The sequence below is a fragment of the Oleiharenicola lentus genome, assembly GCF_051660365.1.
Lineage (GTDB): Bacteria > Verrucomicrobiota > Verrucomicrobiia > Opitutales > Opitutaceae > Lacunisphaera > Lacunisphaera lenta_A.
Genome location: NZ_JBOZXB010000002.1, coordinates 299,040 through 322,736, shown reverse-complemented (window position 1 = coordinate 322,736; position 23,697 = coordinate 299,040). Strand labels below are relative to the sequence as shown.

General features: G+C 59.9%; 13 protein-coding genes. 10 read left to right on the top strand and 3 right to left on the bottom strand.

Going from position 1 to position 23,697, the window contains the following annotated elements; translation table 11 throughout:
- Positions 1-10 precede the first annotated feature (10 nt).
- Complete coding sequence (locus ACRRQW_RS16070) at positions 11-3,361, top strand: glycoside hydrolase family 2 TIM barrel-domain containing protein (protein ID WP_438482615.1); 3,351 nt, start codon at positions 11-13, stop codon at positions 3,359-3,361.
- A 77-nt stretch (positions 3,362-3,438) separates the two neighbouring features.
- Positions 3,439-5,655 (top strand): T9SS C-terminal target domain-containing protein, encoded by a 2,217-nt coding sequence (locus ACRRQW_RS16065; protein WP_438482614.1) that lies wholly within the window; start codon positions 3,439-3,441, stop codon positions 5,653-5,655.
- Here the strand turns inward: ACRRQW_RS16065 and ACRRQW_RS16060 are convergent.
- Both ACRRQW_RS16060 and ACRRQW_RS16055 read right to left on the bottom strand, forming a co-directional pair.
- Positions 5,638-7,536, bottom strand: a complete 1,899-nt coding sequence (locus tag ACRRQW_RS16060) for a right-handed parallel beta-helix repeat-containing protein (protein ID WP_438482613.1) — start codon at positions 7,534-7,536, stop codon at positions 5,638-5,640. The genes ACRRQW_RS16065 and ACRRQW_RS16060 overlap by 18 nt on opposite strands.
- 24 nt (positions 7,537-7,560) lie before the next feature.
- Positions 7,561-8,439 carry a helix-turn-helix domain-containing protein gene (locus ACRRQW_RS16055; RefSeq protein ID WP_438482612.1) on the bottom strand — a complete coding sequence of 293 codons (879 nt, stop codon included), beginning with the start codon at positions 8,437-8,439 and terminating at the stop codon, positions 7,561-7,563.
- Between the two features lie 132 nt (positions 8,440-8,571).
- Here ACRRQW_RS16055 and ACRRQW_RS16050 point away from each other — a divergent pair, with 132 nt between their 5' ends.
- From ACRRQW_RS16050 to ACRRQW_RS16030, 5 genes are all read left to right on the top strand, one after another.
- Positions 8,572-9,996, top strand: coding sequence for an L-fucose/L-arabinose isomerase family protein (locus ACRRQW_RS16050; RefSeq protein ID WP_438482611.1), 1,425 nt, complete (start codon positions 8,572-8,574; stop codon positions 9,994-9,996).
- A gap of 43 nt (positions 9,997-10,039) precedes the next feature.
- The gene (locus ACRRQW_RS16045; RefSeq protein WP_438482610.1) at positions 10,040-10,876 is read left to right on the top strand and encodes a transketolase; all 837 of its coding nucleotides are present in this window, start codon (positions 10,040-10,042) and stop codon (positions 10,874-10,876) included.
- Positions 10,873-11,874, top strand: a complete 1,002-nt coding sequence (locus tag ACRRQW_RS16040) for a transketolase family protein (protein WP_438482609.1) — start codon at positions 10,873-10,875, stop codon at positions 11,872-11,874. Before ACRRQW_RS16045 ends, ACRRQW_RS16040 begins: the two co-directional genes overlap by 4 nt.
- Positions 11,875-11,883: 9 nt before the next feature.
- Positions 11,884-13,374: an FGGY-family carbohydrate kinase gene (locus tag ACRRQW_RS16035; RefSeq protein ID WP_438482608.1), complete on the top strand. Its 1,491-nt coding sequence runs from the start codon at positions 11,884-11,886 to the stop codon at positions 13,372-13,374.
- A 358-nt stretch (positions 13,375-13,732) separates the two neighbouring features.
- Complete coding sequence (locus tag ACRRQW_RS16030) at positions 13,733-16,438, top strand: TonB-dependent receptor (protein WP_438482607.1); 2,706 nt, start codon at positions 13,733-13,735, stop codon at positions 16,436-16,438.
- 93 nt (positions 16,439-16,531) lie between these two features.
- Here the strand turns inward: ACRRQW_RS16030 and ACRRQW_RS16025 are convergent, their stop codons facing one another.
- Entirely contained in the window at positions 16,532-17,398 is an 867-nt protein-coding gene (locus tag ACRRQW_RS16025; protein WP_438482606.1) for a helix-turn-helix domain-containing protein, read from the bottom strand.
- Positions 17,399-17,569: 171 nt separating this feature from the next.
- Between ACRRQW_RS16025 and ACRRQW_RS16020 the strand changes: the two genes are divergently transcribed.
- Genes ACRRQW_RS16020 through ACRRQW_RS16010 form a run of 3 tightly spaced genes read left to right on the top strand, consistent with a single transcriptional unit; the run spans position 17,570 to position 23,695 of the window.
- Entirely contained in the window at positions 17,570-19,630 is a 2,061-nt protein-coding gene (locus ACRRQW_RS16020; RefSeq protein ID WP_438482605.1) for a glycoside hydrolase family 127 protein, read from the top strand.
- A 54-nt stretch (positions 19,631-19,684) separates the two neighbouring features.
- On the top strand, positions 19,685-20,971 hold the full coding sequence (locus ACRRQW_RS16015; protein WP_438482604.1) for an MFS transporter: 1,287 nt from the start codon (positions 19,685-19,687) through the stop codon (positions 20,969-20,971).
- A 9-nt stretch (positions 20,972-20,980) separates the two neighbouring features.
- Positions 20,981-23,695 (top strand): family 78 glycoside hydrolase catalytic domain, encoded by a 2,715-nt coding sequence (locus ACRRQW_RS16010; RefSeq protein WP_438482603.1) that lies wholly within the window; start codon positions 20,981-20,983, stop codon positions 23,693-23,695.
- Positions 23,696-23,697: the final 2 nt, after the last annotated feature.

Genomic DNA, 23,697 nt, shown 5'->3' with positions numbered 1-23,697 from the left:
ATTTAAACGGATGAAAACCGACACCCATTTTCTCTTCACTGCCTTTATCCGTGTTTATCCGTGTAATCCGTGGTTAAAAAAAATCACCGCACTCCTCGCCACGTGCGTCTTCACACTCTCAGCCGCAGCGCAAGTTCCCGACTGGGAAAACGAGCAAGTTATCCAAATCAATCGCGATCCCGCGCGCGCGACGTTCGTGCCTTTCGCCACCACCGCACAAGCGCTCGCGGGTAAACGCGAAGCGTCGCCGTTTTTTCGTTCGCTGAACGGCGACTGGAAATTCAACTGGGTGCCGCATCCCGACCAGCGTCCGCGTGAATTCTTCAAACCGGATTTCGACGACTCGGCGTGGAAAAAATTTCCTGTTCCCGCGAACTGGGAAGTGAACGGCTACGGCACGCCGATTTACGTGAGCGCCGGCTACGCATTTAAAATCGATCCGCCGCGCGTGATGGGCGAGCCCAAAGCCGATTACACCACGTTCAAAGAGCGCAATCCCGTCGGCTCTTACCGCCGTGAATTCGATGTGCCCGCCGACTGGAATGCCCGCCGCACCTTCATCCATTTCGCCGGCGTGCAAAGCGCGTTCTATGTTTGGGTAAACGGCGAACGCGTCGGCTACAGCGAAGGCAGCATGGAGCCCGCGGAATTTGAAATTACCGGCTCCGTCAAAGCCGGCCGCAACCTCGTCGCGGTCGAAGTCTATCGATGGTCGGACGGCAGTTACCTGGAAGATCAGGACACGTGGCGGTTCAGCGGGATTTTCCGCGAAGTGTTTCTCTATTCCACAGCTCCCGTCCGGCTCGCCGATTTTGCCGTGCGCACGGAACTCGATGCCACCTACCGCGACGCCACGCTCCAAATCAAACCCGAGATCGCTGCGCCGCTCGACGCCCCGATCGCCGGCTGGACGGTGCAGGCGCAACTGCACGACGCCTCCGGGAAACCTGTTTTTACCGCGCCGCTCTCCACGGAAATCGCGCCGATCCTGAATCGAGATCGCAAAGCCGCGATCATGAACGACCGCACGCCGCAACGCGGTCCGGCGAAATTCGCGTGGCTCGAAAGCGTGATTTCCAATCCCGCAAAATGGACGGCGGAAACGCCGAATCTTTATCGTCTCGTGATTTCGCTGCACGACGACGCCGGCGCGATCGTGGAAGCGGCGGCGTGCGACGTCGGTTTCCGGGAAATCGAGATTCGCGACGGACGGATGCTCATTAACGGCGCGCCCATTCGTCTGCGCGGAGTCAACCGCCATGAAACCGACCCGACGCATGGCCGCGCCCTTCCCTACGAACGCATGGTGCAAGACATCACGTTGATGAAACAGGCCAACATCAATGCCGTGCGCACGTCGCACTACCCGAATGATCCGCGTTGGTATGAACTCTGTGATCGTTACGGCCTCTACGTGATGGACGAAGCCGACATCGAAACGCACGGGGTGCGCGGTGAACTCGCGAGCGATCCGCGCTGGCATAATGCATTTCTTGACCGCGCGATTCGCATGGCCGAGCGCGACAAAAACCATGCCTCGGTCGTGATGTGGTCGATGGGCAATGAATCCGGCTACGGCCCGAATTTCGCAGCGATTTCCGCCTGGCTCCACGATTTTGACCCGACGCGGCCGGTGCATTACGAGGGCGCCCAAGGCAAACCGACCGACCCAAAAACCGTGGATGTCATCAGCCGGTTTTATCCGCGCATCATGGCCCCGTATCTCAATTTCGGCGCGGGCACTGAAACCGGCGAAGAGCGCGCCGAGAACGCCCGTTGGGAACGCCTCGTGGAACTCGCCGCAATTCCCGGCGAGAACCGCCCGATCCTCACCAGCGAATATGCCCACGCCATGGGCAATTCCATCGGCAATCTCGCGGAGCATTGGGAGGAAATCTACTGGCACCCGCGATTGCTCGGCGGATTTATTTGGGAGTGGGTCGATCAAGGCCTCTACAAAAAAGCTGCGGACGGCACGCGTTTCGTCGCTTACGGCGGAGACTTCGGCGACCAGCCCAACTTGGGCGCGTTCGCGATCAAGGGCTTGGTGACGGTTGATCGCGTGGCGTATCCGAAATACTGGGAGGTTAAAAAAGTTTACCAACCCATCCTCATCGAAGCGCGCGGGAAAATGCAGCCCGGCACCGTGCAGGTGCGCATCACAAACCGCCACCATCACCTGAATCTCAACACCCTCGAAGCCCGCTGGGCGGTCATCAGTAATGGCGAAACGGTTCAATCCGGCGTGCTACCTGCCCTGAATATCGCACCCGGCAGTCAGCCGGAAATCGACATCCCCGTCGCGCCAGTCACCCACCCCGTGGCCGGCGCCGAGTATTGGCTGCGCATCAGCTTCCACACCAAGGGCGATACACTCTGGGCGAACACCGGCCACGAAATCGCATTTGAACAACTCAAACTCGACGTCGCCACGCCCGCGATTCCGCAAACCGATTTCTCAAACGCTGCGGCGCTCACGCTCTCCGAAAACGCTGAAATCGTGACTGTGCGCGGAAAAAATTTCTCCGCCAGTTTCAGTCGCAGCACGGGCACACTGAGTTCGCTCAACTACAGCGCCGGCGAAGTGCTCGCCGCGAGCACCCCGGATTCGCCGGCGGGCCCCGTGCTGCAGGTTTTTCGCGCCCCCTTGGACAACGACCGCGGCTTCGGCAACTGGCTGGCGAAAGACTGGCGCGAGGCCGGCTTCGATAAACTCACGCGGCGCATCAACTCTTTCTCGATCAAGCAACTCAACGCGAACACGGTGCGCGTCGAAACACTCGCGACGACTCAAGCCGTGAAAGGAAGTTTCGCCCACCGCACTCTCTGGACGATTTACGGCGACGGCACGATTCTCTGCGAAAACACCTTTACGCCCTCTGGCGACTTACCGCCCTTGCCGCGGATCGGCGTGGTGCTGCGGCTTGCCGCCGGTCACGAGCACTTTCGCTGGTATGGCCACGGCCCGCATGAAAACTACAGCGATCGCCTCACCAGCGCGCCGCTGGGCCTGTGGTCGAGCACAGTGAAGGAACAATATTTTCCCTACGTGCGCCCTCAGGATACCGGCAACAAAGAAGGAGTTCGCTGGCTCACGTTGACCAACGCATCAAGTCACGGTCTCCGCGTCACGGCCCACCCCACTCCATTTGCTGCGAGCGCCCTGCACTTCACCGCCGGCGATCTCTACGCCGTGAAACACGCCTACGAATTGAAGCCGCGTGAAGAAATCATTCTTTCGCTCGACGCCAAACAAAGCGGCCTCGGCAACGGCAGTTGCGGCCCTGGCGTGCTCGAAAAATACGCGGTGCCCGTGCAAATATACACGTTGTCGTTTACGCTCGGCCCGGCGGAAAAATAAAGCGGCGTCAGCGATTTTCTACGGTAACTCGCGAATCGTGAAACCTCACTATGGGTGCCACGTCTTCACAAAATCCGATGACTCCCCTCGTCCGCTCATTGCTCTGTGTTTCGTTGTTTGCCACCGCACTTGTTGCGCACGCCGCTCCCTTACGCGTCGACCTCGGCATGGCGTCGGATCGCCGCGACACCGGCAAACCGGGCTGGATCGAGTGGCAGGTAAAAAACGGCACCGCCGCTGAGCGCGATTTTAACGGTGTCCGTGTGGTGCTGAGCTCCGCCAATGGCGAGTTCACGGGCGCGTGGAATCGCGCGGGCTTCGTCACCGGTGCGCTGCTCGCGTCAGACGGAATTTTTATCAACAGCGGCCCACAACCGGCGACCCTCGAACTTGAACTGCGCGGGCTACCTGCGGGGCCGCATACACTGGCTACGTATCACAACAGCGCCACCGCGTCGCCGCTCTCGCCACTGACGATTTCGGTGGAAGGCACGAGCACCTCGACGACATGCACCCCGAGCGTGCGTGTTTCCGACGACGCGGATGCGGCGACCGCGTTTCTGCAATTTATCGCCACCGCCGGAGAACCAGTGATCGTGCGATTTTCAAGCACGGGCACACTCGGGCTCAACGGCTTTGCGCTCGACGTCGTTGACCCCGCAAAACAAGCGAAGAAACCTTTCCCATTTGATGGCGACGAACACGCCGACGGTGACAGCGGTAACGTCTCCCTGCAGTGGGAAGCCGCCGCTTCCGGAATCACCCAACAACTCTATCTCGCAAGCGGCGACGACGCGGCCTCCACTGAGAAAAATTTCGCGACGGCCATGCCGCAAAGCGTCACTGGCAGTCAAGCGCGCGCTACCCTCGTTGCGCGCGACAGCTTGCGCTACTACCGCTGGCGCGTGGATTCGGCTGCCGCCGACGGCACCATCACGCGCGGCGACTCGTGGACATTTCGCGTGCGCCACACCGCATTTCCCACGGCGGAAGGTTACGGGCGTTTCGCGCTCGGTGGACGCGGCGGGCGCGTCATCAAAGTCACGAGCCTCGAAGACAGCGGCCCGGGCAGCTTGCGCGCAGCCGTTGAAGCCGAAGGCCCGCGCACGGTGATATTCGATGTTTCGGGGCGCATCGTCTTGAAAAGCAAACTCATCGTGCGCAATCCCTACCTCACCATCGCGGGCCAGACTGCGCCCGGGAAAGGCATCTGCGTTTCCAATTACAACCTCGGCGTGCTCGGCGCGCATGATGTGATCATCCGTTTCATGCGGGTGCGCCCGGGCGACACTTCGGGAAAAACGCTTGATGGCATGGGCATGGCGTCGGCGAACCATGTGATTTTTGATCATTGCTCGATCAGTTGGACCCAGGACGAATCCTTCAGCTCACGTGGCGCAAAAAATATCACGCTTCAGCGCACGCTCATTTCGGAAGCGCTCAATGTCGGCGGGCACAAGAATTACGCCGCAGGCAAACAACATGGTTTCGCCGCGAGCATCAGCGGCGACATCGGGAGCTTTCACCACAACCTCCTCGCCCATTGCGCCGGCCGCAATTGGAGCCTCGCCGGAGGACTGGATCGTGCGGGCGTGCACGCCGGGCGTCTCGATATTCGCAACAACGTCGTCTATAATTGGAGCACGCGCACGACTGACGGCGGCGCCAAACAGGTCAACTTCGTGAGCAATTACTACAAGCCCGGCGCCGCGACCAAAGTCTTTCATGTGCTCAAACCCGAACGGGCTTCGTTCGGCCCGCAGGATTATTACGTCGAGGGCAATGTCATGGAAGGTCGCTACGGCGCCGATCAGACTCTGGCCGGTGTGCTCGAGCCGAAGGAAGAACCACTGAAAAATTTTATCAAACACCGGCCATTTTTCCCGTCTTTCGTCGCGACGCAAAGTGCAGCCGACGCTTACGTCAACGTGCTGGCCGATGTCGGCTGCAACGTGCCTGCGCTCGACGATCATGATCAACGCGTGATTCGCGAAACGCGCGACGGCACGACGACGTATGTCGGCAGCAAGTCCGGCCTGCCCGGTTTGCCCGACTCGCAAAATGACGTGGGCGGCTGGGAGGATTATCCCGAAGTTCACCGCCCCGCCAACTGGGACACTGACAACGACGGCATTCCCGACGCGTGGGAAATCATACACAATTTAGACCCAAAAGATCCTGCTGATGCAGCGCGCCTGGCTCCGAACAGCGGCTACACCTACTTGGAAAACTATCTGAGTGAACTCGCCGGCGACGCAAAACGCACCCACTCAAAATCAGCGCTTGCCCTCTGATTTTTTCAGATTGCCGTAGTCAGGCCTTATACCGGCGGCGTCTTTAATTTTTTGAGAAACTGTCGGTCCGTTGTTGCGCCAGTCGTTGCCGGGGCCGTTGGCGTTTTTGATGAATTTTTCCGCCGCCGTCCAATTGTCGCGCACCGTGATGAAAGACGACCCTTCATCTAGATAAATGTAGCCCCAATGATTCGGGTCATGCACCCACGGACTCATCACGGGCGCCTCAACGACATTTTCACTGATGATCGTGCCTGGTTGGGCTGAAAGCGTGTAAATCCCTGCCGTGTCCGCCAAACGTGTGGCGAAACGCACAATGCGATTCGCGTGAATCCGATTGTGCTGCGCCGCGTTGGGCGTGCGCGTCCAGCCCCATCCCACGCTGATGCCCGTGTAAGACGTGTGCTCGATGTGATTGTGCTCGATTACTGTCTCCCGCACGAAACCCGCTGCGATCGCCACGCCGCCCCAATCTTCATTGGCGGTATCGGTGAGTCGATTGTTCGCGATGCGCGCACGCGTCACAATGCCGCGCTCGTCTTGCGGTGCCCACGGCAGATGCGTTTCCAACGCACCGGTCCCGAAAAAGCCAAGTTGCAGTCCGTTGATGCCAATCTCGCTGAAGTCACCCCCGACGATTCGGCTATCGTGAACCCCCGCACCAAATTCCACCCCGCTCGCGGCCATGTGTGTAAAGCGACACTGCTCGAAGCCCAAATGCTGCGCAAAACTCACCTCGATACCCGCTGGAGGTGACTCGACCCAACCTTGATTATCGAGACTTCGCCAGTCGGGCGTGCCTTTCGGATTCAACCGATAAGCGTCGATCAAAAACATCCCTGCTTGCAGCGGCACTTGCCCATGCGTCGACGGACGCAGCCACGTCGTGTGCGCAAATTCGATGCCGCTAAAGTTAACGTAGCGCACCGGACGCTCCGCCGTGCCGATAATTCGCACGAGCGTCTCGAGCGCCGGCGCGACCACTTGGGCCGTATCCATCGCTTCGCCCTCACGCGGCCAACAATAAACCTTGCCCGCACGCCGATCGAGATACCACTCGCCGGGCGAATCGAGAAACTCAGGCGCGTTCGCAAAGAAGAACGGCGAATTGCCGTTCGCGTTGATCACCGGCGGCGGCCACGGGTGCTCGAACTGCACGCGACTCTCGGGCGAGTGAAATGTCACGCGCGTGCCTTCGCCCGCCGCGTGCAGCGTTTTCAACCGCAGCACCGCGATCTCCCACATTTGCAACAGCACCATCTCAACCCCGTCGAGGTTCGCGACTCCTGCGAGATCCGAACTAGGCACGCCCGCTTCACGATTTTCTTTATCCCACGCAGTGAGGCGCAGCATATCGCTACCGTTGGGCGTGCGCGCCCGCACGGCCTTGTGTCCGTTCACCCATAGCTGGCGAAATTCGAAGTCGCGTCCGTTAAACTGCGGCACGGCCGTAACCCAAATATGAGCACGCGCAGCTTCCGGTAATCTGGCGGCGAGTTCATCGTTTTTCGCGATTCTACTCCAACCTGAGACGCTTACTCCACCGCTCAACACTGGCGTCTCCCCTTCTGCTCCGACGATCGAAGTCGGGCTCGCTTCCGTGCCGGAATCTTCCGGGCGGATAAACACCGGTTCCTCCAGCGCGTAGATGCCGCCACGCAAAATAATCTTCGCTCCTTCGCTCATCTCAGGCGCGTTCACGCGACGCAGCTCACGCACCTTCCGCAATGCCATCGGCAACGTCGCGAGTGGGGCTTCGCGCGTGCCGGCATCGCGATCAGACCCTTTGGGCGACACCCACACTTCCACCGCGAGCATTTGCACGGTCAGGCAACCGCACACGACAGCCCACCACAGTTTTTTCGCCGGGATAAAATTCACGCAGAAAGCTCGTTCTCGTTTTGGTCAGTTGGTCGCCGTGTGCTGCCGGCGATATTCACGCGGCGTGCACCCACAGGCGCGACGAAACGCTTCGTTGAAACGGCTGATGGAATTAAAACCCGAGCTAAACGCTGCATCGACGATCTTCTCGTCGGTCGTGGCGAGTAATCGTTGCGCGTGCGAGACGCGGTGATGCGTCAAGTAATCGATCAAGGTCGTGCCGAAGGCTTTTTTGAAAAGCCCCATCGCGTAATTGGGATGCAGGCCGACCTCTTTGCCGATTTCCGTCACCGTGAGTTGTTCGGTGTAACGTTGCGCGATAAGACACGCCATCTGTTCCACCTTGTTCAATTCGCCCCCGTGCAGCGCTGTGCTGCGGGCTCGCGTGGGCTTGGCCGAAGCCGCGGTTTGCACTGGCTTGGCAGGCAGCGTCGCCCCCATCCGGCGCAAACGTGCCTCCATTTCCAGCATCACCACGTGACGCATCTCGTCGTTCGAATTTACGAGGTCAATTTCCCACTGGGTGAATAATTCCTGATCATGGCGCACCCGCTCGCGCGAAAGTTTTTCACTCAACACTTCGCCGCGCAGCAGCGGCTGCACGAAGCGCTCCGGCAGGCGGCATTGCAAAAACCACGCGAAGGGAATTGTCGCGACGTAGTAAGACATGCCCGCTTCGAAATCCACGATCTGGTGCGGAATCGCCGCCCAGAACACGCTGAACTGCCCCGCGTTAAGCCGCACTTTTCTCCCGCCGAGCAGATAAGTCACCCAGCCCTTCGTGAGCATATTCACTTCGATTTCGTTGTGGTGATCCGGTCGGCGCATGGGCGAAGGCGTCCAGCGCACGCAGGCAAAACCGTAAGGAGAAAAATCGGGGCGAGTGGGGTCGAACGAAACCATGTTAGGAAACCGGCAATTCTGCCCGCAATCGCGGGAGAATCGGGACTATTATTACACTACCATGCGGGTCTGGTCAATAGGGTGCCGCGTTAATTTCTGCGCGTATCCTAATTTCCGCTTACCCCATCCCGCATGTCCACCCCCGTGTTCACTCTCGGCATTATTTTCGGCAACCGCGATTTCTTCCCCGACAAACTGGTCGCCGAAGCCCGCACCGATCTCACGAAGTTGCTGGCCGAAGTCGGCATCGAAGGCGTGATGCTCGATCCCACTGAAACCAAACTCGGTGGCGTGGAAACGCACAGTGACGCGCGCAAATGCGCCGACCTTTTCCGGCGCAATCGCGAGCGGATCAGCGGCGTGCTCGTGTGCTTGCCGAACTTCGGCGACGAGAAAGGCGTCGCGGATACGCTGAAACTCGCCGGCCTCAACGTTCCCGTGCTCGTCCAAGGCTATCCCGACGATCTCGATCGTCTCGACGTCATTCGTCGTCGCGACGCGTTCTGCGGAAAAATTTCCGTCTGCAACAATCTCCGCCAGGCCGGCATCCCTTACTCGCTCACGACCAAACACGTCGTGCACCCGAACGACGCTTCGTTCCGCGCCGACTTGGCTAAATTTATCGCCGTCTGCCGCGTCGTGCGCGGCCTGCGCAAAGTCCGCATCGGCGCGGTCGGCGCGCGCCCGGGCGCGTTCAACACCGTGCGTTACTCGGAAAAAATTCTCGAACGCAACGGCATCAGCGTCACGACCGTCGACCTTTCCGAAATTCTTGGCCAGGCGGCGAAGTTTGCCGAGAACGACAAACGCATCCTTGGCAAGATCGACGAAATCAAAGCCTACGCCAACGCCCGCGCGGTGCCGCCGGCCAAGCTCACACAGATGGCGCGCCTCGGAGTCGTGCTCGATGATTTCGTCGCCGCCAATCACCTCGATGCGACCGCGATCCAATGCTGGACTTCCGTGCAGGCGAACCACGGGTGCAATGTCTGCACCAGCATGAGCATGATGAGCGAAAATCTTTTGCCGAGCGCCTGCGAAGTCGACGTGACCGGCGTGCTCACGATGTATGCGATGCAGCTCGCATCCAGTTCGCCGAGCGCGCTCGTCGATTGGAATAACAACTACGGTGCCGAGGACGACAAATGCGTGCTCTTCCACTGCGGCAATTGGGCGAAATCATTTTTGCCCGACATCACCGTTTCCACCGCGCCGATCCTCGGGTCCACGCTCGGCGTCGAAAACACCTGGGGCGCGCTCGACGGTCGCACGCCGGCCAGCCCGCTCACGTTTGGCCGCATCACCACCGATGACACGAGCGGCATCATCCGCGCTTATGTCGGCGAAGGTTCGCTCACGAACGACGAGTTAAAGACGTTCGGCAATCGCGCGGTCGCCCACGTGCCGCGTTTGCAAAAACTTATGCAGCACATTTGCCGCGAAGGCTTCGAGCATCACGTCGTGATGAATGCCTCGCGCACTGCCGCCGTGCTCGACGAAGCGTTCACTAATTATCTCGGTTGGGAAACCTACCGCCACGAGAAACCTGAAGTCTGATTCGCAACCGCACAGCCTTTCATCGGAAAACGTTTCCCGCTCGATGACCGAACAAGACCTCGTTCTAAAATCTTTTGCTCAGCGCAAGCGCATGCTGCGGCTCATCCATGAAGCCGGCGCCGGCCACACGGGCGGTGGACTCTCGTGTCTCGATATTATCAACGTGCTCTACAACCACGTGTTGAACGTCACCCCGGAGAGCGTAGATTCGCCCACCCGTGATCGCTACGTGCAAAGCAAAGGACACTGCGTCGAAGCGCTCTACGCCGTCATGTCGGAGCGAGGCTATTTTCCCGACTCCGCACTCGATACGGTGTGCCACTATAAATCTTACTACGTCGGCCATCCCACGCGAAAAATCCGCGGCATGGAAATGAACACCGGCGCGCTCGGCCACGGCTTGCCGATTTGCCTCGGCATGGCGCTCGCCGCAAAAATGGATGGCGACGCGTTTCGCGTTTTCACGCTGCTCGGTGACGGCGAACTCGCCGAAGGCTCGAATTGGGAAGCCGCGATGGCCGCGTCGCACCACAAACTCGATAACCTGGTCGCGATTCTCGATCACAACACGCTACAGATCACCGGCCACACGCGCGAAGTGATGTCGAACGAACCGCTCGACGAAAAATGGCGCGCCTTCGGTTGGGAAGTCCGCTCCATCAACGGTCACGACTACGCAGAGTTGATCGCCGCACTCACCACGCCTCCGCCGGCGGGCAAACCGCTTTTCATCATCGCCAACACAGTAAAAGGCCAAGGCGTCAGTTTCATGGAAAACGTCGGTAAATGGCACCACGGTGTGCCTAGCGAAACCGAACTCACGCAGGCGCTCGCCGAACTCGACGCCGCCGAAGCCAGGTTTAAAGGAGGCGTCACATGAGCGCTCCCGCTCCTTCCATGTTCAGTCCGGCGGCGAACGATCAGCTCAAAAAGCTTGGTCTGAAAAAGGGCCGCGCAAATCTCGAAGAGTTCGCCGACACGCTCCAAGCGCTCGCCACGGCCGATCGCAATATCATCGCCGTCACCAGCGATTCGCGCGGCTCCGGCAAACTCGCGCCCTTCGGCAAAGCGTTGCCTAAACAAATCGTCGAAGTCGGCATCGCCGAGCAAAACCTCGTGGGCATCACCGCCGGCCTCGCCGCATGCGGGAAAAAATCGTTCGGCGTGTCTCCGTCGTGTTTCCTGACGGCGCGTTCGCTCGAACAGATTAAAAACGACCTCTGCTATTCGAACGTCCCCGGCGTCATCATCGGCATCAGTTCTGGGGTGAGCTACGGCGCGCTCGGTAGCACGCATCACTCGATTCACGACCTCGCCGTGCTGCGCGCGATCAACAATCTCACGATCATCGTGCCGGCGGATAATTTCGAGACGCGCGAAGCAATTCGTTTCGCCGCCCACGCGACGCGCCCGGTGTTCGTGCGTTTTGGCAAAGCCGCGATGTTCGAGCTGCACGCGCCCGAAACGAAATTCGAGGTCGGCCAAGCCCTCACGCTGCGCGACGGCAACGACGTGGCCTTCATCGCCAACGGGGAAACGGTGGTGCACGCCCTGCTCGCCGCCGCGCAACTTGCAGAAAGCGGTATCGCCGCCCGCGTGCTCAGCCTCCATTCCGTTAAACCGCTCGACACGGCAGCAATTCTCCGCGCCGGTCGCGAGTGTCGCGCGGTCATCACTGTGGAAGAACACATGGTCAACGGCGGCGTGGGCGACGCCGTCGCGGCGACGTTATTATCCGCCGCCGTGACCCCGCGTTTTAAAGCCGTTGGCTTCCCCGACGAAGACACCGTGACCGGCGCGCAGGCAGATATTTTCCGCCACTACGGCATTTCGATGGAAGGGCTGGCGGAAACCGCGCGCACGCTTCTGCGCGCCTGATTACCCGCGATGTCTCTTTTCCTCGCACTCGACCAGAGCACCTCGGCCACGAAGGCGTTGCTGTTCGACGGCCAAGGCAGGGCGCTCGACCGCGAGTCCCGCGAGCATCGGCAATATTATCCGCAGCCCGGCTGGGTCGAACACGACGCCAACGAAATCTGGGGCAACACGCTCACCGTGCTGCGCGCACTGCTCGCGCGTCATTCCGAAAACATTTCCAAACTCGCTTCTCTCAGTATCACTAACCAGCGCGAAACTATCGTGGTCTTCGAACGTGGCAGCGGTCGCCCGCTCGCCCCTGCGATGGTGTGGCAATGCCGGCGCGGCGTGGCGCTTTGCGACGAACACCGCACCGCTGGCCACGAAACCGAGACCCACGAAAAGACCGGCCTGAAAATCGACGCCTATTTCTCCGCGTCGAAACTCCTGTGGCTCGCGCAAAATCGCCCCGAGATCCACGCGAAACTCGCTGATGGCTCCGCGCTCATCGGCACAATCGACGCTTACTTAATCTATCGCCTCACCGGCGGAAAAACGTTCGCGACCGATTCCACCAACGCGAGTCGCACGCTCCTGTTCGACATTCGAAATCTCCGCTGGGACGAAGCGCTCTGCGCGCTTTGGCAAGTTCCGGTCAAAGCCTTGCCCGACGTGCGTGAAAGCAGCGCGCGTTTCGGCGAGACGACGCTCGGTGGCCTGCTGCCGCGCGCGTTGCCGATCTGCGGTGTGATGGGCGATTCTCAAGCGTCGCTATTTGCCCAGCGCTGCTTCGAGCCTGGCGCGGCTAAAGTTACCTTCGGCACCGGATCGTCGTTGTTACTCAACATCGGATCCACGATGCGACTTTCTTCGCGTGGCGTCGTCACCACGCTCGCGTGGGTGTTTCAGGGGAAACCGGTGTATGCATTCGAAGGAATTATCATCAGTTCAGCGTCCACGCTCAACTGGCTGCGCGATCAACTCGGCCTTGCGAAGGATATCGCTGAACTTGAAAAGCTCGCCATCGATGCACGCGAAAACGGCGGAGTTTATCTGGTGCCCGCATTTGCCGGGCTTGGTCTTCCCCATTGGCAGGCCGAGGCTCGCGCGACGATTGTCGGACTGAGCAGCCACAGTGATCGCCGCCACGTGGCGCGCGCGGCGTTTGAATCGATTGCGCTGCAAATCCGCGATGCGCTCGAGGCGATGCGCGCCGATGCAGGTGTTGCTCTCGGCACGCTGCACGCCGACGGCGGCCCGACCGCGAGCCAATTTCTCATGCAACTCACGGCGGATGTCACAACCGCCACGTTGCGAGTGCCCGCGATGGCCGATTGTTCGCCACTGGGCGCCGTGCTCGCGGGTCAACTGGGACTGGGCTTGCATTACTCTCTCGCTGATCTCGCGGCGCATTCACCTGAAGATGTTTACTACACGCCGAGCCTTGATCCGCTGGCCGTAGAACAACTCACCCGCGGGTGGAATCACGCGGTGCGCCAGTTGCTTTCGAGCACCGCCTAGTCGACCGCGCCCGGGCATCGGGTTAGAATTCCGGAAGTATTCTCGACGGATGTAAGCAGTCCGCGCGGCGCAAATCAGCTAAGGTCAGCAGCGTTAGTTACGCTTTGCCCCCAACGCGCTCCCCTTACCCACGACTGCTTTAGTTACGTCCATCGATTTCATTCGATCGCTCGTCATCGCCTTAACGAATCCAAATTCGCTCCGTGCTCCGTTGCCCGAGTGCCTGTTTCCAAACCCCTTTCTCCGACCTGACAAGCGCCGCGGCTCCACCGCCGGAAGCCCATCACGTCTTTCGCAAGAGAACCATCACCCCACCCAATCCCCGAAGCAAAGCTTCACGCCTGAACTCCGTTACCCCATGGACAAAAAAATAAAATCAATCACGAGTGCCAGCCTGCTGGCATTTTTAGCTGCTGGCTCGGCCCCCTTGCTCGGTCAGGTGGCCGCCACCCCGGCGACCAAAGAAACTCCCGCCGAAGAAAAAGCGGTGGAACTTAACACCTTCGTCGTGACCGGACTTCGCGGAAGTCTCGCGACTGCGGCCGACATCAAGCAGTCGAAAATGGAGATCGTCGACTCGATCGTCGCGAGCGACATCGACAAACTTCCCGACATCAATGCGTCCTACGCGCTCTCGCGCGTGCCCGGCGTGCAACTCGCTCACACGTTTTCGGGCCTCGGCGGCAACGGCGCAGTCACGATTCGCGGTCTCAATCAAATCACCAACACGCTCGACGGCCGCCAGGTCATCACGCCGGGCGGCATCGCCAACGGCACCGCTGGCGTCGGCGTCGGTCAGCGTAATTTCGATTACTCACAAATTCCCTCGGCACTGATCGCGGGCATCGACGTTTACAAAACAGCCGCCGCGAACCAAATCGACGGTGGCCTCGGCGGCCTCGTCGACGTCCGCATGCGCAAGCCATTCGATTTCGCCGACGGCTACGGCGGCGGCGTCACGGCGGGCACCGCTTACTCGACGTTGCGCGGCAGAAACGCGCAAAACTACAACGTCTTCGCCAACGCCTCTACCAAGACTAGCTTCGGCAAAATCGGTTTACTCGTTGCGTTGAGCGACATCACCACGCCGTGGCGCGAAGATGCGATCGGTATCGGCAATCCCGTGGCCAACGCCACCGTGACCACCGGCGTGCCGACCGCACTTTCCTCGAGCGGCTACAACGTCAGCTCGGGCTACGGAGAATTCAAGACGAGCGGCTTCAACTCCGTCCTTGAGTGGCAGCCGAATGACAGCTGGCAATTTTACGTCGGCTACAATCCGAACAAGTGGCGCAACATTCAGGACGCCGCGCAATTCACCACCGGTCTCAGCGCCGCCAACTCCGTCGCCGGCTCCGGCACGATGTTTGAGGGCAGCACGACTGCGGTGCGCACCGCGACCTTCGCGAACGTCACCGGCACGGCTTACGGGTTCATTCGCGATCTCCAAAACAAACTCGACATGGTCAACGCCGGTGGGCGCTTCACGTCGGGCGATCTCACGATCAAGTTCGACGCCAACCGCTACAAGAGTTCGAACCGTTTCTACAACAATCTCGTGTTCGCCTCGATCAACATTCCGTCGCTGACCTACGATCTCGCGGGCGAAATTCCTTCGGTGCAAATCGCCGGCGTAAGTTTGCAGGACGCGAGCGCCTATCGCCTCAACCAGATCAACTATCGCCTGTTTCCTTCCAACACCGAGGGCAACGCCGCGCGTGTCGATGGTGAATACAATCTCAAGAAGGGTTTCCTATCCAAGATTCTCGGCGGCGTGCGTTACTCCACCACGACGAGCGACAACTACCCGACCGGTCTCTTCCTCGGTTCATACACGTTTCCGACCACGGGCAATTTGCTGAGCCAATATCCCGGCACGTGGGGCGCGTCGCCGATTCAGGATTTCTTCACCGGCTATAGCCAGTCGCAGATTCCGTCCTACCTCACCGGCGGCACCGCGATCATGCGCGACGCGAACGCCTTCTTCAAAATCTACGGCGCGACCAACACGCCGGAAACTTCCGCCACGGTCAATCGCCTGAGCTTGTTCGACATCGAGGAAACCACAACGGCCTTCTACTTGATGCCGCAATTCTCCGGCAAGATCGGCGGCTACCTGGTCGAGGGCAACGTCGGTCTCCGCGCCGTGCAAACCAAAGAAGACACCAACGGTTTCCAAGGCCCGAACTCTGCCGCGGCAGTGCCGCTCAACCTCCAGAGTTCCTACTGGAACTACTTGCCGAGCTTCAACGCCCGCGTGCGCCTCACCGAAAATCTCTACGCCCGCGCCGCGATTTCGAAAACGATCACGCGTCCGAATTTCGGATCGCTGTCGCCTTCGCTCACGTTGAACGCCAACCCGGTAAACCCCGCGCTCAACTCCGGCTCGCAGGGCAACCCCGACCTCCAACCTGTTCGTGGCACAAACTTCGACGCATCGTTTGAGTATTACTTTAACAAGTCCGATTTGGTTTACGTCGCGGGCTTCCGCAAGGAAGTCACCGGCTTCATCGCCAGCTTCTCCGAGCAACGCACCTACGACGGCGTCACCTACGTCATCAGCACGTCGCGCAACTTGAATCCCGCGACGATCCAAGGCTTCGAGGCCGGCTTCCAGCAGTTTTTCACCTTCCTCCCAAAACCGTTCGACGGCTTCGGCATTCAGGCGAATTACACCTATGTCGACAGCTCCACGCCGACCACGGTCACGGGTGCGGGCACGGTCAGCACGCCGCTCACGAACCTTTCCAAAAAGAGCTACAACCTTGTCGCAATGTATGAAAAAGGCCCGTTGTCAGCGCGCGTCGCTTACAATTACCGCGAAGACTTTATCACCGGCTTTGCTTATTTTGTGAACGCCGGCCTGCTCAGCCAGACGATGCTCGGTTACGGCGATCTCGATGCGTCGCTGAACTACAGCATCACCAAAAACGTCCAGATCGCGATCCAAGGCGTGAACCTCACCGATAAACTCCGCTACCAAGTTTACGGATCGAAGTTGTTTCCGTCGAATATCTACACCGACGGGCGCCAGTTGATGGCCAGCGTCACCGTTCGCTTCTAAGCCAACTCGTTTTCAAACCGAGCCCGGCCGCGCGCGTTTCAAAGACGCCGTTGCCGGGCTTTTTTGCGCCCGCGTTAACAGCGCGCTCCCTCTTCACGGCCCGACGCCCGCCAGATCGTGTTCGGCGCGAAACGCCCGCGGCGTGCACCCGCAGAGCTGGCGAAACACTTCGTTGAACCGGCTGATTGAATTAAAGCCCGAGCTAAATGCGATATCGACGATCTTCTGGTCGGTCGTCGCGAGCAGTCGCTTCGCGTGGAAGACGCGATGATGCGTCAAATGCTCCACCAGCGTCGTCCCAAACGTCCGCTTGAACAAACGCATGGCCGAGTTCGGATGCAGCCCCGCCGCCTTGCCGATATCGTCCGCCGTGACCGGATCCATGTAATTGCCCGCGATGAAGCACACCATTTGCTCCACTTTGTTGAGACCGCCCATCGGCATTTTTGCGGACGCCCGCGCGCTGGCGCCGCCCTTCGGAGATTCAAGTGCCAGCGCGAGCCGGCGCAGCCGGGTCTTCATTTCAACGACGACGATTTCGCGGATTTCCTTGGAGCTCTTCTTGAGGTCCAACTCCCATTGTTGAAACAAACCTGAATCGAAGTTGGCGCGGTCTTGTTGCGGTTCCTCCGCCACCTCGCCACGCATCAACGGCTGCACGAGCACAGCGGGCAACTCGCATTGCAAAAACCAGGCGAGCGGCAGTGTCGCCACGAAATATTCCGTGTCGGGCTCGTAATCGATGATCTGGTGCGGAATCGCCGCCCAAAATGCTGTCAGGCGCCCCGGCCGCATGTGCACCATCCGGTCGCCCAACACATACGTCACCCGACCGCGGCCCAGCATGTTAATCTGGATTTCATTGTGGTGATCCGGGCGTTGCATCGGACTCGGATTCCAGCGCACACAGGACAAACCATAAGACGTGAACTGGGGGCGATCCGCGTAGAGCCGGGGCATAGGTTAGGATTCCGCACAAAATTAGCCAAAACACGGCTGACACAACCGCCAAAATAACCTATCGTTTCAACTTATCTCGCCGCAGTTACCCCTGACGGATTTTGCGCCCCGCCGCGGCCACCCCTGGCTGCAACCGGGCAACGATCCTTCACTCCTTTAGCTTTCCCTCTCATGAAGAATCGCCCAGTCGCTCGTGCTTTCCTGCTATTGCCGCTGTTCGCCCTCGCGTCACTCCACGCTGGCGAAAAATCGCTGGTCGATACGACCCGTTCGCCCAACGCGAAGTTCTACATGCCCGACCTCGGCGACGTCCATTGGCAAGGCGGTTTACTCGGCGAGCGTTTCGAAGTCGCAAAAACCACGATGGTGCCGCACATGGGCGAACTGATGAGCAACCCCGCGACCAGCCCCGCCTGGCGCAACTACAGGATCGCCGCCGGACTCGAGAAAGGAAAGTTCTCCGGTCCGCCGTTCAACGATGGCGACTTTCTCAAATGGTTCGAAGCTCTCGTGCAGATCTACGCCATCACCAAAGATCCCGCGATCGACCGGCAGATGGACGAGATCATCGCCGTCGTGGCGAAAGCCCAGCGCGAAGACGGTTACCTGCACACGCAAACGATCATCCCGCAACGCAACGGCGACCCGATCAAGGAATTCGCTGACCGCGAACACTTCGAGACCTACAACATGGGTCACCTCATCACCGCCGCGTGCATTCATTACCGCGTGACGGGGAAACCCTCGATGCTCGATCTCGCGCGCAAAGCCGCCGACTACATCGATCGCTTGTGCAAAGATCGCCCGCTGGAACTCGCGCGCAACGCCATCTGCCCCTCGCACTACATGGGCGTGATCGAACTTTACCGCGTGACGCGTGAACCGCGTTACCTCGCCCTCGGCCAGCAACTCATCGAGATTCGCAGCCTCGTTCCGGAAAAAGACGGCAGCGATCACAATCAGGACCGCATGCCTTTCCGCAAAATGACCGAAGCCGTCGGCCACGCCGTGCGTGCCAATTACCTCTACGCCGGCGTCGCGGATGTGTTTGCCGAGGACGGTGACAAGTCGCTCTTCAAAACCCTCACCACGCTTTCCGACAACGTCGCCGAGAAAAAACTCTATATCACCGGCATGACCGGCGCGATCTACGACGGCGCCTCGCCCGACGGTGTGCCGCACACGCAGCACAAATACATCAAGCCGATCCATCAGGCTTATGGCCGCGATTACCAGCTGCCCAATCTCACCGCCTACAACGAAACCTGCGCCACCATCGGCTACGGCATGTGGATCTGGCGCATGCTGGCGGTCACCGGCGACGCGAACTACGCCGACCTTTTCGAGCAGACACTCTACAACGGTATCCTGCCTGGCATCAGCCTCGATGGAAAAGATTACTTCTACGTCAACGCGCTGAAAAAATCCGCGGACTTTAAGTGGCCGATGCGCTGGTCACGCACGCGCGAGGCCAATATTCCCGTCAGCTTCTGCTGTCCGCCGAACGTCGTGCGCACCATCGCGGAGGCGCACAATTACGTTTACTCGCTCTCGAAAGACACCGTGTGGGTAAACCTCTACGCGGCGAGCACGCTCGACACCAAGTGGACGACCGGCGAACACATCAAACTCCGTCAGGAGACCGAATACCCGTGGGCCGGCGCGATCAAGTTCACCCTAGAGGCTGCCCCCGCCGACGAGGTTACGCTCAAACTTCGCATCCCGGGATGGCTGCACGAAAACTCCGCTTCCCTCCGCGTAAACGGCGAAGCGGTGAAAACCAAACTCATTGCGGGCACTTACGCTGAGGTCACTCGCAAGTGGCAGGCGGGTGATGTCGTGACGCTCGATCTCGCCTTCAAACCCGTGCTCGTCGAAGCCAATCCGCTCGTTGAGGAAACCGTGAATCAAGTCGCCGTGAAATATGGTCCGCTGGTTTACTGCCTTGAATCGAACGATCTGCCTAAAGGAGTAAATTTAAAGGACGTGGCGCTCTCGCTTCAGCAAAACGCCGGGGCCATCACCTCCAGCCGCGAAATCATCGTCAACGCCAACGTGCTCACGCTCACCCTGCCTGCACTTGTGCTGCAACGTCCTCAGTGGGATGCGAAGCAACTTTACCGCGAAGTTTCGGCAGCCGCGCCCAAACCGATCAGCGTGAAATTCGTCCCCTACTACGCGTGGGGCAATCGCGGCGAAGCCGACATGAGCGTCTGGATTCCCGCCCGCTAAAAATCTTTCTCGTTCCTCTTTCTCTTAATCTTTCTCTTAAAACGCCCGCCCCCCATGAGCCAATTCACCGCTTCGAGCGATCACCCCGACAATTCCGGCACGATCACCCGCCAACAATGGAAATGGTCGGCCCTCGCCGGCATGGCTTCCTACCTCGACGCCGGTTCGATCGTCGCCCTCGGCGCCGGCCTGGCATTGTTTCAGACCCAATTTGGTTTAACCGACGGCGCCGTCGGCGCGCTGCAAGCCATCGGGCCCAACGCCATCGGTTGCGCGATCGGCGCTTTCCTCGGCGGCTGGCTCGGCGACAAACTCGGGCGCAAACGCATTTATCAATACGACCTCATCGTTTACGCCGTCGGCATCCTCTGCATCGCGTTTTCGATGAACAAGGAAATGCTCTTCGCCGGCACGTTCGTCGTCGGCCTCGCCGTCGGTGCCGACATTCCGACTTCGCTCGCGCTGGTCGGCGAACTCGCCCCCGCGAAAGCCCGCGGAAAATTGCTCGGCTTCACGCAAGTCGCCTGGTGTCTCGGGCCAGCCGTCGTGTTATGGCTGGCACTCGCGCTCGCACCATTGGGCCTGCTCGGGGTGCGGATCGTTTTCCTGCACTTGTTTGTCGTCGCTTTCGTCACGTGGGCGCTGCGCCGCGGCCTCGCCGAATCAGCACGCTGGAAGGAAGCTAAAAAAACGGCTTCCGACGTGCGCAACCAAGTCAGCGCACTTTTTTCCGGCGCGAATTTTCGCGCGCTCGTCTGGACCGCGACCATCTACACGTTCTGGAATCTCGCCGCCGGCACCGCGGGTGCGTTCAACTCCTACCTGATCAGCAAACACAACGCCGGCGGCAGCCAGGCCCTTGCTGTCGGTTTGCCGAGCGCGGCATTTTTCACCGCCATGCTGGTCACTGTCACGGTCTTCATGCCTTTTTCCGATCGCAGTCACGGCACGCGCAAATTGCTTTGGGCGATCGGCGCCATCCTGCAAATTTTTGCCTATGCTCTTTTGATCGTCATGCCGTTCAGCATTCCCGTGATCGTGGCGAACATCGTGCTGTTTGCCGCGGGTTGCGCGCTCGCGGGTGAAGCGTTCTACAAGGTGTTCAGCCAGGAATTATTCCCCACCATGCTGCGCGGCACCGCGCAAGGGTTCACGTTTGGCTTCGCGCGCGTCGCCGTCGGCATCTGGAGCTTTTACGTGCCGGCCATTTCTAACCAGGGCATCGGCCTGCTGGCTGGTTTGCTGACGGTGTTCCTCGTCATTAGCGGTGGCGTCGGCTTCTTCTTCATGCCGGACACGTCCGGCAAATCCCTTGAACAAATCGAATCCGAGCGCGCCTGATATTTTGCGATGAGTTCAGCCGACCACCTCACGCATCTCCGCTGCGAATACCTCGTCAATCCTCTTGGGATCGACGAACGCGTGCCGCGCTTGAGTTGGCAACTCGCCAGCGAACGGCGCGGCGCGCGCCAAACCGCCTACCGCATCCTCGTCGCCAGTTCGCTGGAAAACCTCGATGCCGGCACTGGCGACCGCTGGGATTCCGGGCGCATCGAAAGCGATCAGACGACTCATGTCAGCTACGGGGGTGCCGCGCTGCAGTCGCGCGGCGTGTGCCACTGGCGAGTAGAGTCATACACCGACGTCGGCGAAACACTCTTTTCCCCGCCCTCTTTTTGGACAATGGGCCTATTGGAAAAATCCGATTGGACCGCGCGCTGGATTGCCGCGGATCCCGAAATTCTTCGGCGCGATCCCGCGGCGATCGTCGGCACGTTGACCGAGCCCGGCACGCCCGCGTGTTTTCAACGCAGTTTCGAAATTCGCAACGCCGTGAAGCGCGCCACGCTCTACGCGTCCGCGCGTGGCGTGTTTGAACTCCGCGCCAATGGTGCCCGCATCGGCGAAGATATTTTCGCGCCCGAATGGACCGACTACGAAAAACGCATCCACTATCGCACCTACGATGTCACCCGCATGCTGAAAGCCGGCGCGAATTCGCTTCTCTTCACGCTGGGTGACGGCTGGTGGAGCGGTTACGTCGGCTGGCAGGAGAGGCGCGGGCGCTACGGTTCGCTGGAAAATAGTTTGCTCGCGCAACTCGAAATCGAATTCGCCGATGGCTCGCGCCAGACCATCACGACCGACCGCGCGTGGCAGTGCGCCACCGGGCCGATTCTCTCGTCGGATTTCATGATGGGCGAAATTTACGACGCGCGGCGCGAGGCAGGGCCCGATCTCCCTGCAATCGAAGTTTCCGCTCCACACGTTTCTCTCGTGGCCCAACGCGCCGAGCCCGTCCGCATCACGGAAACACTCGAGCCGGTTTCCCGCTCCGAAATCAATCCCGGCGTTTTTCTTTACGACCTCGGGCAAAACATGACCGGATGGATTCGTTTGCGGGTCGAAGCGCCCGCTGGCACGCGCATTCAGCTGCGCCACGGCGAACGCCTCAATCCCGATGGCACGCTCTACACCGCCAATCTTCGCCGCGCGAAAGCCACCGACGTTTACATCTGCCGCGGCGACGGCGTGGAAGTTTTCGAGCCGCATTTCACCTTCCACGGCTTCCAATACATCGAACTTACCGCCTCCACGCCCAACGCCGTTTGTCATACATTATATGACAAATTACAGCCACGCGCCGACGCGATTACCGGCTGTGTAATTCATTCGGCGACGCCGCCAGCCGGACACTTCGAATGTTCTCATGCGGGCGTGAACCGTCTTTGGCTCAACGGACTTTGGTCGCAGCGGGACAATTTTCTCTCGGTGCCGACCGATTGCCCCCAACGCGACGAACGTCTCGGCTGGATGGGCGACGCGCAGGTTTTCTTTCGCACGGCCACGTGCAACATGGACGTCGCGGCGTTTTTCACGAAATGGATGATCGACGTCGAAGACGCGCAAACCGCAGAAGGCGTGTTCCCCGACGTCGCGCCGCGTTTGCGCGAGGACATCAATTACGTCGGCCTGGGCAATCTCGGCGGCGGCGCGGCGTGGGCCGACGCAGGCGTCATCATTCCCTACACGTTCTGGCGCGTTTACGGCGATCTGCGCATCGTCGAGCGCCATTGGAATGCGATGGTGAAATGGCTCGATTGGATCGAGCGCCACAATCCGGACGGCCTGCGTCTCAATAAACTCGCGAATAACTACGGCGACTGGCTCTGCATCCCGAGTGACACCAGTTTCGGCACGCACTCGCCGATGAAAAATCTTTTGGCGACCGCCTATTGGGCCGACGACGCCGCCAAGATGGCGCGACTCGCCCGCGCGCTCGGACGCGACGCCGAAGCGCAGCGTTTTCAGGCGATGTTCGAACGCGTGCGCGCCGCGTTTCAAAAAGCATGGCTCAAGCCCGATGGCGAACTCGCCGTCACCACGCAGACTGCCTACCTCCTCGCGCTCGCGTTCGATTTGTTGCCGACGGAAGTTCGCGCCCAGGCCGCCGAGCGACTCGTCGACGACCTCCGCGCGCTCGATTGGCATCTGAGCACAGGCTTCGTCGGCATCGGCCACCTCAATCCGATGCTCACGCTTACCGGCCACACCGACGTAGCCTATCGCCTGCTCCTGCAGGAAAGTTACCCTTCGTGGCTTTTCCCCGTGCTCCAAGGCGCGAGCACGATTTGGGAACGCTGGGACAGCTGGACGATCGCCGGCGGTTTCCACAAAGACGGGATGAACTCCTTCAACCACTACTCGCTCGGCTCCGTCGGCGAATGGTTGTTCCGCCACGTCGCGGGCATCGAACTCGATCCGGAAGAATCCGGCTATCAAAAGTTCGTGTTGCGTCCATTTATCGGTCGCGGGCTTGACCACGCGCGCGCCACCTACCGCACGCAACACGGCGAAATTCTCAGCGACTGGAAACTTCATGGCGATCAACTCACGTGGACCGTGCGCGTCCCGGCGAATTGTTCGGCCCACATTTTTATCCCGAGTGAATCCGACGCACCCGTCACCACCGACGGCCTGACCCTAAAGTCACGCGAAGGAAAATTCGCCCGCTGCCACGCGCCCGCGGGAACTTACACTTTCACCAGCACCCTCCGCCTCTGACG